The following is a 15,209-nucleotide window of genomic DNA, read 5'->3' on the forward strand; positions in this document are numbered from 1 at the left end:
AACTCCCGAAGAATTTTGTTAGGGGGATTCAGTAGTTGAAAAATAAAAAGAATCGTTTAATCATGAGATCAGTCGTTCTAATCGTTTTGGCAGCAGCCATTGTCTTTACAATATACACCAGTTTTGCAAAAGAAAAATACGATGTTTTACAAGTCGGGGATATTGCACCGGATTTTGCACTTTTTGATTTGAACGGGGAAAGCCATCAGTTATCGGAGTATAAGGGTCGAGGCGTCTTTTTAAACTTTTGGGGAACTTGGTGTGCACCCTGTAAAAAGGAAATGCCTGCGATGGGTCGGCAATACCAAGTTTATAAAGACCAAGGAGTTCAAATATTAGCAGTTAATATCGCAGAATCAGACTTGAAGGTTCGAGCATTCGCGGAGCAATATGGAATGGTTTTCCCTACCTTAATCGATACTACAAAAAGTGTAATGCAAACGTATAATGTAAAACCACTACCAACCACTCTTCTTATTAATCCAGATGGCAAGATTGTAAAGATTATAACAGGGGAAATGTCTGAAAACGACATTAAAAGTTATATGGAACAAATTAAACCCTGAAATAAACTTCAATGATCCTAAGGAACAAGAATGTTCCTTAGAGATGAATACATTTTTTTCGCAAACATAATATAGTCTCCCGAAAATAATGAAGAGGCAGTCCAAAGGTTTTTACTTTGGATTGCCTCTTCTTAAATTCATTATGCCTATCCTTATTCATCATCCGGTGAAGATTTCACCACATTATAAACACTGTCTACGCTAATTTCAATCGTTACACAAGTAACTTAGTCATCTCTTTGTTTTAGATATAAAATAGCCGTTGGTCACTCCTATTTGGAGTGACCAACAGCTATTTCTTAATTTTTAGAACTCAATATTGTATTCTTTTATTTTACGATAAAGCGTATTACGGCTAATTTTGAGCCGCTCCGCAGCTACACTTATATTCCCTTCAGCAATTCTCATATATTTTTCAATCACCGATTTTTCCGCGCTTTTTAATGGCTCTATGCCCTCATTACTATCTATCTCCATGTAATCAGTTTCAATTCGGATATCATCGGAACGTATCACTTTTCCTTCAGATAAAAAGGAAGCTTCTACAAGAACACTCATTAGCTCACGGATATTTCCAGGCCATTTGTGCAATAAAATCTTCTGCTTTGCTTCTTCTGAAAGCGCGAAGCTTGAATAGCTTTTCTCCTCTAGCAAGCCAATTGCTACTTGTATTAGATCACTTCGTTTCCGCAGTGATGGAAGTGTTATTTGTATCCCTTTTATGCGGTAATATAAATCCGCACGAAAACGATTCTCTTTAACTTCTTTCAATAAATCTTTATTCGTTGCAGCGATAATCCTAACATCTATCGCTTTGCTTGTTGTACTACCAACAGGTGTAATTTCCTTCTCCTGCAATGCCCGGAGCAAGGTAACTTGCCCGCGGAGAGACATATCACCTATCTCATCTAAAAAAAGAGTGCCATTTTGGGCGGCTTCAAATTTCCCTTTCCTACCTTCTTGATTGGCACCCGTAAAAGACCCGCCAACATAGCCAAAAAGTTCACTTTCGATGAGGGATTCGGAAATCGCCCCACAGTTTACAGCAATAAAAGGTGAATGACTACGCAGGCTCGATGAATGGATTGATTGGGCAAACAATTCTTTACCTGTCCCAGTCTCCCCACTTAGTAGAATAGAGATATCAGTAACTGCAGCTTTTTCAGCCAGTTTTTTTACACGTAAGACACGGGGACAAGCCCCTTTAACATCTGAAAATGTATATAAGCGCTTTTCATTGTTCTTTTTTTGATGAATAGCTATTGACCGGCCAAAATTCCGGCAACTGCTTGTAATTGTTTCAATTACAAACTGGTCGTTATCATTTAGTTTTCGACCAATATGATCTTCGCCTAAGATGATTTTCGCCCGATTATTAGCACGTATTATTCGATTTTCCTTATCTAATGTTAGGAATGGAACCGTGACAAATTTATTAATACTAAAATCAAGCTCTTTAAGAGTAAGGCGGTGTTCTTTTTCCAAATGTTGAAGCGTAATTTTACTTCCAATGTCATCTGCTATAAGTTGGGCGAGTGAAAAAGTATAGGGGTGATACTTTTCTATTTCCCCGCTAATATTAATAGCCCCAATCACTACCCCTGAGGCTGAAAATATAGGGGAAGCAGCACATGTTAGAAATTGCGCCGATTCTATAAAATGCTGATCACCATGAACCCTAATAGGATTCTTCTCATATAACGCAACCCCCATTGCATTGGTTCCCCTTGCGTTCTCTAGCCAATTTGTCCCCACTTGCATTTGTACTTCACGAGCTAGATTTTCATTTCCTAAAGTGTAAATAATTGTTCCATGGCGGTCAACTAGTGAGACTATGTGCTCCATTTCTTTGAATTCAGGATATAATTTCTCCAAAACGGGGATAGCAAAATCGGTAAGTTCTTGATTCTTTTTGAGAACCCCAAGAATTTGTTTATGATCTAAAACGATACTGTCAATGAAATCCGAAGGCTTAAATCCATACATTTCACAACGCTTCCATGAATCTTTGATCATTTTCTCCTCAAACAAGCTCTCTTCTAGCAGGAATCTCACCTCTTATAATATTTTCTGTGAAAATTACACGGATTATACTTTAGTAGTTTGATTAGTTGATAGTTTTTTAATTATTGTTCCTTAATTATACACTCAATTGATACAAAGTGAAACAATTCAAACTATTCATTTAACCAGAATACTAGTTTTTAAGGTGTTACCTACTTGGCACGGTACTTGCAACTAAATAGAGTGCAAGCACAAACTACTATAGGGGGTAATGTTCATGTCAGGAAATAGTCAAGCTGTTGATAATCTTGTAGAAAGACGGGTAGCCGAATACAAAGCTTCTGGAAATCGTGCTGTTGTGTATAAAGAACCTGGCAAGGTAGCGGTTGAAGATATTGGATATCCAGATTTGGTGTTACGAGATGGACCCGGGGTAAATCCGCTGAATGTCGGCCGCAAGTGCGAACACGGCGTTATTCTAAAAGTTGTGGCTACAAATATTTGTGGAAGTGATCAGCACATGGTACGCGGAAGAACAACAGCACCTAGCGGGCTCGCATTAGGACATGAAATAACAGGAGAAGTCATTGAAGTTGGTCGGGATGTAGAATTCATGAAAGTAGGAGATCTTGTCTCCGTACCTTTTAATATTGCCTGTGGTCGCTGTAGAAATTGTAAAGAACAAGACACGCATATTTGTGATAATGTAAATCCAGACCGTCCTGGATCGGCGTACGGTTATGTTGATATGGGCGGTTGGGTCGGCGGACAATCGGAGTATGTAATGGTTCCTTATGCTGATTTTCAATTATTAAAGTTTCCAGATAAAGATCAAGCAATGGACAAAATTCTTGACCTAGCTATGTTATCTGATATTTTCCCAACAGGGTTCCACGGCGCATATAGTGCTGGTGTGAAAATCGGATCTACTGTCTATATAGCAGGGGCCGGACCTGTAGGATTGGCAGCGGCACATTCAGCACAATTACTAGGTGCCTCGTGTGTCATTGTGGGAGATATGATTGAAGAACGATTGGCTCAGGCAAGAAGTTTTGGTTGTGAAACAATTAACCTTAGCGTGCATGACGATATAGGAGAACAAATCGCACAGATTCTTGGAACGCCTGAAGTCGACTGTGCTGTTGACTGTGTTGGGTTTGAAGCGCATGGAAACGGCCCTAATCACGGAGAAGCACCGGCCGCAGTTCTTAACTCGATTATGCAAATTACACGCGCTGGAGGAAAATTGGGGATACCAGGTTTGTACGTAACAGGAGACCCAGGAGGAATTGATGCGGATGCTAGAATTGGTACATTAAAGATTCGAATGGGCCTAGGTTGGGCAAAAGCACATCATTTCGTTACTGGTCAAACACCCGTCATGAAATACCATGATTTTTTAATGAAATCAATCCTAAGCGGGAAAGCTCAAATTGCGAAAGCGGTAAATGCCACGGTTATTTCGATGGATGAAGCACCAAACGGATACGAAGTTTTTGATAAAGGCGCAGCGAAAAAGTTTGTTATCGATCCGCACGGAATGATTAAAAATAAATAACTAAACAAAGATTCTAGCATTCGCGGCACATCCTTCGAAAATCAAGAAGCACACCGCGGATGTTTTTTATTTCCCGTTTCAATGATTTTAGGGATGGGAAAAACTTCGCGTATTTTGGTGTTCTATAAACTGCTCATGCATTAGTCATGAGTCATTCATGGGCGCTTTTTGACCAGGCTTCCTATCCTTGACTGGAAGTGAGCCTTTCGCTGCTGCTCATTTAAGGGGGATTTCCTATGTCGGCATTTTTTGGCGAGTTAATTGGAACGATGATATTGGTAACTTTAGGTTGCGGTGTTGTTGCAGGCGTTGTGCTTAAGAAAACTAAATCTCATGATTCTGGTTGGATTGTTATTACCATGGGCTTCGGGCTCGCTGTAGCAGTAGCTGTTTATGCGGTTGGTGGAATTAGTGGTGCCCATATTAATCCGGCGGTTACAGTAGGTTTAGCTGTGATTGGCGCTTTCCCTTGGGCAAGCGTTCCGGCATATATTTCGGCACAAGTTATTGGGGCTTTTATCGGGGCAGTCATCGTTTACTTTAATTATTTACCTCACTGGAAGGAAGCAAACAATGAAGATGAAAAACTAGTTATATTTTCAACTATTCCAGCTATTAGAAAGCCGCTTTCCAACTTGGTAAGTGAAATGATTGGCACATTCGTGCTTGTCCTAGCGATACTGGCGATTGGCGCCAATGAATTTACCGAAGGGCTTAATCCACTAATCATTGGATTTCTCGTCATGTCCATTGGATTATCACTAGGAGGCACAACTGGTTTTGCGATTAACCCCGCGCGTGATTTAGGTCCAAGAATTGCCCACTTCTTCTTACCGATACCTGGAAAGGGGACATCTGATTGGAGTTATGCATGGGTTCCAATTGTTGGTCCATTACTTGGTGGAGCATTTGGGGCTTTATTTTATCAACAAGTGTTCAGCGGAGTAAATACCGTGTCATTTTGGATTGTAGGTGCGGTTTGTATTGCTGCAATTCTAGGGGCAAGCCTTATGAATAAAGAACCTAAAAGTCAACTTCAAATAAGTACAGCTAAACCAATTGAAGAACATCCGTAAAATAATCCGGGAGGAGTTTATCGTATATCCTTAAATAAAATTTTACGAATAATATTAGACTATCCGGAATTAAAACACATTACTGCTCATTGATTAAGAAATATACAAAAACATCTAATTGTTTATAGGTATTTCATTTTTTTCAGAAAGCACGTTTACGGAAATGAAGAATGAATTTGTGCAAAAAAATCATATACTACGGTATTCAATCGAATTCACAAAAACAAAACAGCACCTGTGAACGTTAATGCGACAATGTTAACAGGTACTGTTTCTATTCTTTACTTATCCAGAATTATTGTAAGTACGCCAACGGCGATTATATTACAATACCCCTTAGATCTTATGCAGACTGATTTGGAATCTTAGCATTTCGACTATTACCGTTATCGTTTTTTTCGAGCGACATTTCCTCACGAGTGTACAAACTACCCAGAGGGAACTGACGACGAAGTACAAAGACTGTAGTTATTTTTCAAATCATAGCAGATGGCATTCTATCCCATACGCTATGATTTTTATACTATGAGTTAAGGTCACCTGAAATTATTCCTGGTAATCAACGAATACAGCAACTGAGTTAAAACGTTTATTAGTGTGAATATAACAGTTTTATGACGTAATACGCCTACCTAACTTTTCACAAAGGGAACGAAAACTTTTATTTATTATTATCCAGCACTTCTTTTTTTCTTGTGAACTCTTCGTCTGTTAACTCACCTCGTGCATATCTTTCTTTTAAAATATGTAATGCTTTATTAGCAATTTCAAATTCTCTTGGTGATTGTTTATTTCTTTGGATTAATTTATAAACTAAAAATAATATAATTAACAGAAGAACACCTGTAATCACAATCCAGAATAAACCGTAATTGCTATAACCCATCATATGTTGTGATCCTGGCCCATGTCGCAATCCCATACTATTCATCCCCTAATCTATAAATTGTGGATACGTTTGCTACTTTTTTTTCCTCGAAAATATGCAGCTGAAAACTACTTTCCCTTTTATCCTAACTGCATAGTTGTGATACAAGTGTTATCTCCATCAAACGTAGAAATCTCAGACGTTGTTTCTCTATCATCTTGTGTGATAATTACATTGAATTTACCATCACGAGGAAGCCATAAATCGATAAAACCATTCGCTTCCGTTATCTTCTTTTCATCAAGGATAACATTACCCTCTGAATCTTCTATATGCACATTAAATTCCTCTTCGACAAGTTCCCCTTGACAACCCGTTAAACTATGAATGTCACACGGATGTGTTTCACTGATAAATGGCGCAATCGATACAAAAAATTCATCCTCAGGAAGATCATAAGTTACTACTTCCTTATTTTCATGAGTTATGATAAGTTCCGATGATGTAATTGATGCAGATGCAGCTTCCAAATTTCCAACTGTATAATCCCGAACTAATTTCTTAATGTCTGTTGTGTTGATACTTTCCGCCTTATTACTACAGCCTACCAATAAAGCCAAAATAAATATCAAAATTGAAATCCTTTTTAGTCCCATTTCATCACTACCTATTCATTTTATTTTAACTAAAGTTTTGATGCTGTTTACTTATTTAGATATTGCTCTCTAATAAACCCGAAATATATTACATAGTTTTCATAATGAACTTCTATATCATAGTCTGGTTTTCTCTGTCGACCTCAACTTTTTTTCTATTGTCTTTTATAAACTTCTTGAGGTTGACGGGATAACAATAGATATGTACAAAGAGATAAAGACAGCAAGAAAATTTTTTCACCCAAAATGCCCTTCCATCTAACATAATATCACTTTCGTGATTTGGACATACTCGGCAAGCCAAAGGTTCATTTTTAATTACTAGGATTTCTATTATTACATACAAAAAGTATAGCATTCGTAATTATTAGTTCCAACACCCATCCCCTATAAGATTTACATTAAATCATAAAAAGAATAACAAGATAGTACTCTTGTTAGTCGTGATTCCCTACAAAAAAAAATTTAATAGCCCTAAAACCTTGTCAAATCAAGGTTCTAGGGCTATTTTGATTCTAGACTGTAAATATTCTTCCAAACTATTTATTACCGCCTTATTTTTGACAAGAAGATATCCACAGATATATTCTGCACTTTTTAAAATCAAACAGACTTACCCGAAACCTGCTTCGACTAAAGAAGTTTTCATTTGAATCTACTCTCTTTATCTTTGAATGTTTCCGGTAAATCTAATGCTCTCATCGAAAAATTTACTGCTATTTTAATCATTCGCAATCACAATTGCGATTCCTTGGCCACCACCGATACATAAACTTGCAACTGCATATTTTGCATTACGTCGCTTCAATTCATATGCGGCATAGAGTATAATTCTTGCCCCACTTGCTCCAACCGGATGTCCAAGGGCAATTGCCCCACCATTTACATTTGTTTTAGAACGATCCAAGCCCAATTCTTTTTCAACAGATAAGTATTGAGCCGCGAATGCTTCATTTATTTCAACGATATCCATATCTTCAATTGTCAAATTCGCCCGTTCTAGTGCCTGTCTAATTGCAGGTACTGGTCCAATTCCCATAACTGTAGGATCTACACCAACAATCCCCCAAGAAACGATGCGCGCAATCGGTTTTAGTCCGAGTTCATTTACTGCTTGTTCACTTGCAACGACAAGTGATGCCGCCCCATCATTAATACCTGAAGAGTTTCCAGCAGTAACCGTACCATCCGTTTTAAAAGCTGGACGGAGTTTCGCCATAACTTCCGCATTGATATCCGTTTTAATATGCTCGTCTTTGCCAACAAGCACAGCGCCTTTACGCGTTTTCACTTCTACTGCTACAATCTCTTCCGCAAAAAAACCTCTTTCAACTGCTTGCACCGCCCGTTGGTTTGATTCGATTGCAAATGCATCTTGTTCTTCCCGTGAAATTGTATATTGGTCCGCCATTTTTTCAGCCGTCATATTCATTCCACATCCCGTATACTGGTCGACCAATGTCGCTTGCAGCATGTCTTCAAATTGAAGGTTCCCCAACTTCGATCCACTGAATCTTTGTTCAAAATTGGAATAAGGTGATTGTGACATGTTTTCAGCACCACCTGCTAGAACGATATTCGCTTCTTCTGTCATGATTGATTGAGCGGCAGTTATAACAGCTTGCATACCAGAACCACATAAGCGATTCAACGTAAGGGCTGGAACTTCTTGCGGAACTCCTGCATTTAACCCAATATGTCGTGAAAGATAGGATGCACTCTTTCCTGTATGAATGACATTCCCTTAAATCACATGATCTACTTGTTCGGGTTGTACTTTCGAACGCTTTAGAGCCTCAATAGCAGTTGCTGTTCCAAGTGTTGTTGGGTCAACTTTTGCGAATGACCCACCAAATTCAGTGAAGGCTGTCCGTGCACCATCGATAATATATACGTTACTCATAAACCTATTTCCCCTTTCTTTACTTCTGTTTCTTCATAAATTCTGGTTTCATTTTCATAGAATTCTTGAATACCTTCTTCGTGGTCTATTGATCAGAACACTATTGTGGCGCCTTCATACCCACTTCGGTTTACAACGGAAATTGCTTTCAATAATATCTGCTCTTTTTTCGCCAATATTTACCTCTTAGAGAGATTCATAATTTTCACCCCTCCCTTAGGATCTTTTTAGCTATAATACCTTTCATAATTTCGGTGGTTCCTGCATAAATGGATGTGACAGCGATATCTCTATATCTACGCGCAATTTCATATTCTTCAATGTAACCATATCCTCCATGAAGTTGTAGGCATTCAGATGCCACTCGCTTTGCCATTTCACTGATCCACCATTTCGCCATAGATACTTCCTTTACAATATCGTCACCTTGAATATGCCTTTCGGTTAGTGTATTCACGTACGTGCGCCCAATATCAATTTCGGTTGCCATTTCTGCGATTTTAAATTGTGTGTTTTGGAAGTCTGCAATCCGACTACCAAATGCTTTTCTCTCTTTTACGTAATCAATTGTAATTCTTAGCATTTCCTCAGCTTCTACTTGAACTTGAAGTGCTACAATTAAACGCTCTTGTTGTAGTTGTTCCATCAAATAATAAAAGCCTTTTCCTTCTTCTCCCAGAAGATTTTCGGCGGGAACTTTCGCATCTTCAAATATGAGTTCGCATGTATCGCTAGAATGCATACCGATTTTATCAAGTTTCTTTCCTCGTTTGAAGCCCAGCGTTCCTTCTTCAACAACAAGTAAGGAAATCCCGCGATATGCTGGTTCTGCCTTCGTATCCGTCTTGCAAACGACAACGACATAATTTGCATTCAATCCATTTGTAATGAACGTTTTTTCACCGTTCAAAATGTAAAAATCTCCTTCTTTACGTGCAGTCGTTCGAATTCCAGCTAAATCAGAACCCGCACCCGGTTCTGTCATGGCAACCGCAGAAATAAATTCCCCAGTTACACTTTTGGGTAACCATTTTTGTTTTTGCTCTTCAGTTCCAAATGCATCGATATATGGACTTACAATATCGGAGTGAAGACAAACTCCACTAGCCAAACCTACCCCAACCTTTTCCAATTCCTCTGTTAGAATCATAGAATATGAGAAGTCGAGCCCTAATCCACCATATTTTTCATTCACCCACGGCAATAAGAAACCGCTTTCACCAAGTTTCAACCAAAACTCTCTAGGTATTTCTTTTTCCTTTTCCCATTTACCATAGTGTGGATATGCTTCTTTATCTAACATTCGTCGTAATGCGTCACGGAACATATCATGTTCTTCTCTTAAAAATGTTGCCTTCATTACTACCCCTCCTATTTGAATGGCCTTTAGCTATCTGAATATTCATATCTAATATTATTTTAGCAACCAATACTTTTACTTGCAAGTTACCTTTGAACACTGCTCAAAGCTTGAATTGTGTTCGAATTATTATTATATGCATAATAAATCGCACTTACATTCAACATTTATAATAAAAACACTTCCATAAAAATGTTCCCTGAAATAAAAAAATTCCGAATTTCTTTACTACTTTAATAAGATTTTTTCCTACAATACGTATAAGGCGATCAACCTATTTAAGGTTGACCGCCTTTACGTATTTTTCATATGAATGGGTTTGTTAAATAAATTTAATCATTTTATAACTTTTCTTACCTCTTCGTACAATTGTAAATGCGTCTTCAAGTCGGTCAGCGATACCCACTTCATATGCCGTGTCCGTCACTCGTTCCCCATTTAATGATATTGCACCATTCGTCACATCTTCACGGGCTTGTCGTTTTGATGAGGACACACCAGATTCCACAATAAAGTCAACAATGTTTTTATTTTCTTTATTCATTTCGTAAGTAGGTACATCTTTAAATGCATCTTTCATTTCAATTACAGAAAGTGCTTTTAAATCGCCACTGAACAGCGCTTTTGAAATTCGAATTGCTTGATCGAGTGCATCTTGGCCATGAATAAGTTTTGTCATTTCATCAGCTAGAGCAATTTGTCCTTTACGTAAATGCGGTTCTTCTTGAACTGTAACTTCATAAGCTTCAATCGCTTCTCGTTCCAAGAACGTAAAGATTTTCATGTATTTAATGACGTCTGCATCGGCTGTATTAATCCAAAATTGGTAAAACTCATATGGAGATGTTTTTTCAGCATCCAACCAAATTGCACCACCTGCACTTTTACCAAACTTCGTACCATCTGCTTTTGTGACTAGTGGAATTGTAATTCCGAAAGCTTTCGTTTCTTCCTCATGCATTTTTCGTATAACTTCTAGTCCTGTGGTAATATTTCCCCACTGATCTGAACCACCGATTTGCACACGGCAATTGTAGTTGTCGTATAGATGGTTAAAGTCAATTCCTTGAATTAGCATATAAGAAAACTCAGTAAATGAAATTCCACCTTCAAGGCGCGATGCTACGTTGTCTTTTGCAAGCATATAGTTTACACTTAACAACTTTCCGAAATCCCTTAAAAACTCAATAATGCTCATCGAGCCAATCCAGTCGTTATTATTGACCATTTTGGCACCATTCTCTGATTTAAAATCGAAAATTTGTTCCATTTGTTTTTTGATTCCCAAAACGTTTTGATCAATCTGTTCAGTTGTTTGAAGTTGTCTTTCTTCAGATCGGCCAGATGGATCGCCAATCATGCCAGTTGCTCCCCCAACCAACAATATTGGTTGATGCCCATGTTGTTGAAATCTTCGCAATGTAAGAAGTGGAACAATATGACCGATATGCATACTATCCGCTGTAGGATCAACACCACAATACAAAGATATTTTCTTTTCATTCAATTGATTTTTAAGACCTTCCTCATCTGTCTGTTGGTACAATAAGCCTCTCCATTTTAAATCCTCTAATAATACGTTCTCCATAATAATTCCTCCTCAAATAAAATCAAAAAAGTCCCTGCACGATTAAAAAAATCATGCAGGGACGCTAATTAGTAGATTAACGCGGTACCACCCAGCTTGAGAATACAATTCTCCGCTCAAACGCTTTATCGCAGCGCATACGTCGCATTCCATAGCTGTAATTCATGTATGATATCCCGAACAGTTTCCACCAACCACTGTCTCTCTATAACGGCAATACCAACACTACTTCGACTATTTCATCATGTGAAAGTTTATGTATATGGACAATTCTATACGTTAGTTTTAAGTTGTCAATCAAAATGAATTGATCGTTTTTAGAACGACACACAAATCGCCTACAAACAGTACTCAGAACAGCACTTCAAAAGTAAAAAAACTAAGAGTACAACCTGAATAATTAGAAATCTAGCACTAAGTAGTATTGAATACCACTCAAAAGAAAACAAAAAATGATTTCAGAGCTTTGCAACGAAATGACCGAGATTTGTAATGTAATCCAATCAGTGTCCAACCAAGAGTTTGAACTTGAAAACCACTTATCAATAGATCCCAATACAGCCTAAATTGTCAGAAGCAGAAACTTAACTTAAGCATCATTCATATATGATTCTCCATGAAATAATATGCTATAATGGGAAAGATTTAAGGAGGTCATATGAGTTGAGTGAACAGAATAAAAAACCTATTAAACTAATAGAAGAGAAAATTGATGCATTAGCACAAACTAAGTGGGCTAAAGGCTTACGTATTACATCCGGTGTTATTTGGAATTTATTTTTACTTTTTATTATCATTGGAGTCACAGCAATCATCTTCGCAGGTTCTATTGGTGCGGGTTATTTTGCATCACTCGTAGCAAAAGAACCGTTACGTTCACAACAAGAAATGAAAAACACGATTCTAACCTACGAAGAAACATCTGAACTGTATTTAGCCGATGGTATCTATCTTGGTAAAGTAAACTCGGACATCGAACGGAAAGAAGTGAAACTAAAGGATGTTTCACAATATGTTATTGATGCAGTTCTAGCTACGGAGGACGAGTATTTCGAGTCGCATACAGGAATTGTTCCTAAAGCAATATTCCGAGGTCTATTACAAGATGTCACAAACTCTGACACTCAAACAGGTGGATCGACACTGACTCAACAACTCATTAAAATCCAAATATTAACGAATGAAGTTTCTTATGAACGAAAAGCTAAAGAAATCCTTCTTGCTATGCGTCTAGAAAAATTCATGAAAAAAGATGAGATATTAGAAGCGTACTTAAATATTATTCCTTATGGTAGGAACTCTGCGGGACAAAATATAGCAGGAATCGAAACGGCTGCTGAAGGAATTTTCAACGTAAAAGCAAAGGATTTAACTTTGCCACAAGCTGCTTATATTGCCGGTATCCCCCAGGCACCTTTCGCTTACACGCCTTTTCACAGTGGGAATCTGGGTATAAAAGAACCTGAAAATTTAAAACCTGGTATCAATCGAATGATGACAGTCCTTTTTCGGATGAAAGAAACAGGTTATATTTCAGAGCAACAATATAACGAGTCCATCGCTTATGACATCACACAAGATTTTCGTGGACCAGCACGACGGGCAAATGAGCGATACCCATTTTTAACTCAAGAAATTCAAAACCGCACAATTGAAATACTTTCAAAGGTTCTTGCTGAAAAAGATGGTGTTGACCCGAGCAGATTCGAAGAAGAAAAAAAGGTTGAGGAGAAATACACCATTTTAGCCCAACGATCGATGAGAGTAGACGGCTATAGAATTCATTCTACTATTAATAAAGAAATGTATGACGAATTCCAAAAGATTAGCAAGGAATTTGAAAATTACGGCCACACGTTCGTTGCAATTGAAAAAGATCCTGATACCGGCGAAGATAAAGAAGTGTTAAATCCTGTACAAGTTGGAAGCATTGCAATCGAAAACAGTACTGGGAAAATCCTAGCATTTGTTGGTGGACGAGATTATGAGATTTCGAACGTGAACCATTCTACACAAGCTTTTCGTCATAACGGTTCATCTATGAAGCCACTACTAGTCTATGCGCCAGCAATCGAGTATGGTGCTGTCAGTGCTGGTAGCCCAATTGCTGATGTATGGTATGAAACAACAAAATACGGAGGTAAAAAATATTCACCGAGGAATTTTATCCCAAATGAACAAATGGGTCTAATTTCAGCACGTCAAGCTCTTGCTTCATCTCAAAACGTCGCTGCAACGAGACTTTACGAAAAAATAATAGACAAGCAGCCCGTCGACTTTTTGAAAAAAATGGGGTTTTCAAAAATAACTCCTAGTCATTATGGATCGCTAGCGGTTGCATTAGGTACAATAGATACATCAGTTGAAGAGAATACAAATGCATTTTCAACATTCGCAAATGATGGACAGTTCATTGATTCATATATGATAGAAAGAATTGAAGACATGAATGGTAATATCATTTTTGAACACAAAGTAGAGCCTGTTGATGTTTTTAGTCCCGAAACAGCCTACATAGTAACGGATATGTTACACGATGTACTTACAGGTCCTCGTGGGACTGCACAAACTATGAAGAAAAACTTGGATATCAATATTGACCTCGCTGCCAAAACAGGTACCACTCAAGGATTTGGCGATGTATGGCTTGTTGGATATAACCCTAATATCTCTCTTGGTGTATGGCTTGGTTATAAGTCTCGACTAACAAGTCTGGACTCTGCTTCAAACAGATACGGTCAACCAAGCACTAGAGTGAACTTATTATTCGCAGAGTTTTTGAACGGAATGAATCGATCGTCACCAGAAATCGTTAAGGCCGAATCCAAATTCCAAAAACCCGATGGAGTTGTAAGCCGGCCATTTTGTGGAATCTCTGGTCTCGCGCCATCTCTCGCCTGTACGAATGCAGGTCTAATTCGAACCGATTTATTTAATTCTAAAGTGTTTTTACCAACTGAAGAAGATGACAGTCTAATATCCTCGTCATATGTGTTAATGAATGGAGAAAAGTATAGTGCACTTGCGGAAACGCCTTCAGCATTCATCACACCTGGAGGAATTGGACTGAACCAAGAATACATTGATCGTATTTTCTCACCATTTGGTGGAGATCCTGCATATTTATTCCCTGCCAATTCAGGGTTCGCAAGTAATGTAGTCGCAGGAAAGCCCTTTGTTCCGGACACTATTGCTCCTGCAGCAGTTTCGGCATTATTGAGTAATACAACGATGACATGGGAAAAATCCGTATCTAATGATGTTATTGGTTATTATGTGTATAGGCTGGAGAATGGATCAAGTTCATTGGTTTCAACAATTGCTGATGGAAATTCTAATTCATATAACATTAGTTCAGGTTCTTATTTCGTTCGCGCAGTTGATATAACAGGGCGACAGTCTGAACCATCTAACATTGTGCAAATTGAGATAGAAGAAGAAATAGAAATAACTCCTCCAGATTCTGAGGAACCAGTCATTCCACCAAATGATGGAATTGTACCTCCACCTCCTACTGGCGGTAACGGCAATGGTGATGAAGATGAAGACCCAACGCCGCCTGCTGACGACGAGGACGAAGAGTAAATTTAAGAGCCTATCCAAACACCTTAGTAAGTGTTTGGATAGGCT

General features: G+C 38.2%; 9 protein-coding genes, 1 pseudogene and 1 other annotated feature. Of the genes and pseudogenes, 4 read left to right on the plus strand and 6 right to left on the minus strand.

Translation table 11 applies throughout. The features are described from left to right. The first annotated feature begins 35 nt into the window (after window positions 1–35). Window positions 36–566 carry a thiol-disulfide oxidoreductase ResA gene (gene resA / locus ACP8HH_RS11905; protein ID WP_438311552.1) on the plus strand — a complete coding sequence of 177 codons (531 nt, stop codon included), beginning with the start codon at window positions 36–38 and terminating at the stop codon, window positions 564–566. Between the two features lie 306 nt (window positions 567–872). On the opposite strand, the gene ACP8HH_RS11910 is transcribed toward resA, so the two are convergent. Continuing rightward, window positions 873–2,582: a sigma-54-dependent Fis family transcriptional regulator gene (locus ACP8HH_RS11910; RefSeq protein WP_438311555.1), complete on the minus strand. Its 1,710-nt coding sequence runs from the start codon at window positions 2,580–2,582 to the stop codon at window positions 873–875. A gap of 265 nt (window positions 2,583–2,847) precedes the next feature. On the opposite strand from ACP8HH_RS11910, the gene fdhA reads away from it, so the two are divergent. Together fdhA and ACP8HH_RS11920 are read left to right on the plus strand one after the other, a co-directional pair. Then, window positions 2,848–4,128 carry a formaldehyde dehydrogenase, glutathione-independent gene (fdhA, locus tag ACP8HH_RS11915; protein ID WP_438311556.1) on the plus strand — a complete coding sequence of 427 codons (1,281 nt, stop codon included), beginning with the start codon at window positions 2,848–2,850 and terminating at the stop codon, window positions 4,126–4,128. Window positions 4,129–4,364: 236 nt separating this feature from the next. Next, window positions 4,365–5,204: an MIP/aquaporin family protein gene (locus ACP8HH_RS11920; protein ID WP_438311558.1), complete on the plus strand. Its 840-nt coding sequence runs from the start codon at window positions 4,365–4,367 to the stop codon at window positions 5,202–5,204. A gap of 661 nt (window positions 5,205–5,865) precedes the next feature. On the opposite strand, the gene ACP8HH_RS11925 is transcribed toward ACP8HH_RS11920, so the two are convergent. From ACP8HH_RS11925 to tyrS, 5 genes and pseudogenes are all read right to left on the minus strand, one after another. Beyond that, window positions 5,866–6,126, minus strand: a complete 261-nt coding sequence (locus tag ACP8HH_RS11925) for an SHOCT domain-containing protein (RefSeq protein ID WP_438311560.1) — start codon at window positions 6,124–6,126, stop codon at window positions 5,866–5,868. An 86-nt stretch (window positions 6,127–6,212) separates the two neighbouring features. Next, entirely contained in the window at window positions 6,213–6,728 is a 516-nt protein-coding gene (locus tag ACP8HH_RS11930; protein WP_438311563.1) for a CueP family metal-binding protein, read from the minus strand. Between the two features lie 721 nt (window positions 6,729–7,449). Further along, window positions 7,450–8,631: pseudogene (locus ACP8HH_RS11935) on the minus strand (acetyl-CoA C-acetyltransferase). A 205-nt stretch (window positions 8,632–8,836) separates the two neighbouring features. Beyond that, window positions 8,837–9,991 (minus strand): acyl-CoA dehydrogenase family protein, encoded by a 1,155-nt coding sequence (locus ACP8HH_RS11940; RefSeq protein ID WP_438311565.1) that lies wholly within the window; start codon window positions 9,989–9,991, stop codon window positions 8,837–8,839. 322 nt (window positions 9,992–10,313) lie between these two features. Continuing rightward, entirely contained in the window at window positions 10,314–11,579 is a 1,266-nt protein-coding gene (gene tyrS, locus ACP8HH_RS11945) for a tyrosine--tRNA ligase (protein ID WP_438311567.1), read from the minus strand. A 54-nt stretch (window positions 11,580–11,633) separates the two neighbouring features. Beyond that, window positions 11,634–11,831, minus strand: a binding site (T-box leader). Window positions 11,832–12,242: 411 nt separating this feature from the next. Here tyrS and ACP8HH_RS11950 point away from each other — a divergent pair. Then, window positions 12,243–15,164, plus strand: a complete 2,922-nt coding sequence (locus ACP8HH_RS11950) for a transglycosylase domain-containing protein (protein WP_438311569.1) — start codon at window positions 12,243–12,245, stop codon at window positions 15,162–15,164. Window positions 15,165–15,209 lie beyond the last annotated feature (45 nt).

The organism is Sporosarcina sp. FA9 (assembly GCF_051550205.1).
GTDB lineage: Bacteria > Bacillota > Bacilli > Bacillales_A > Planococcaceae > Sporosarcina.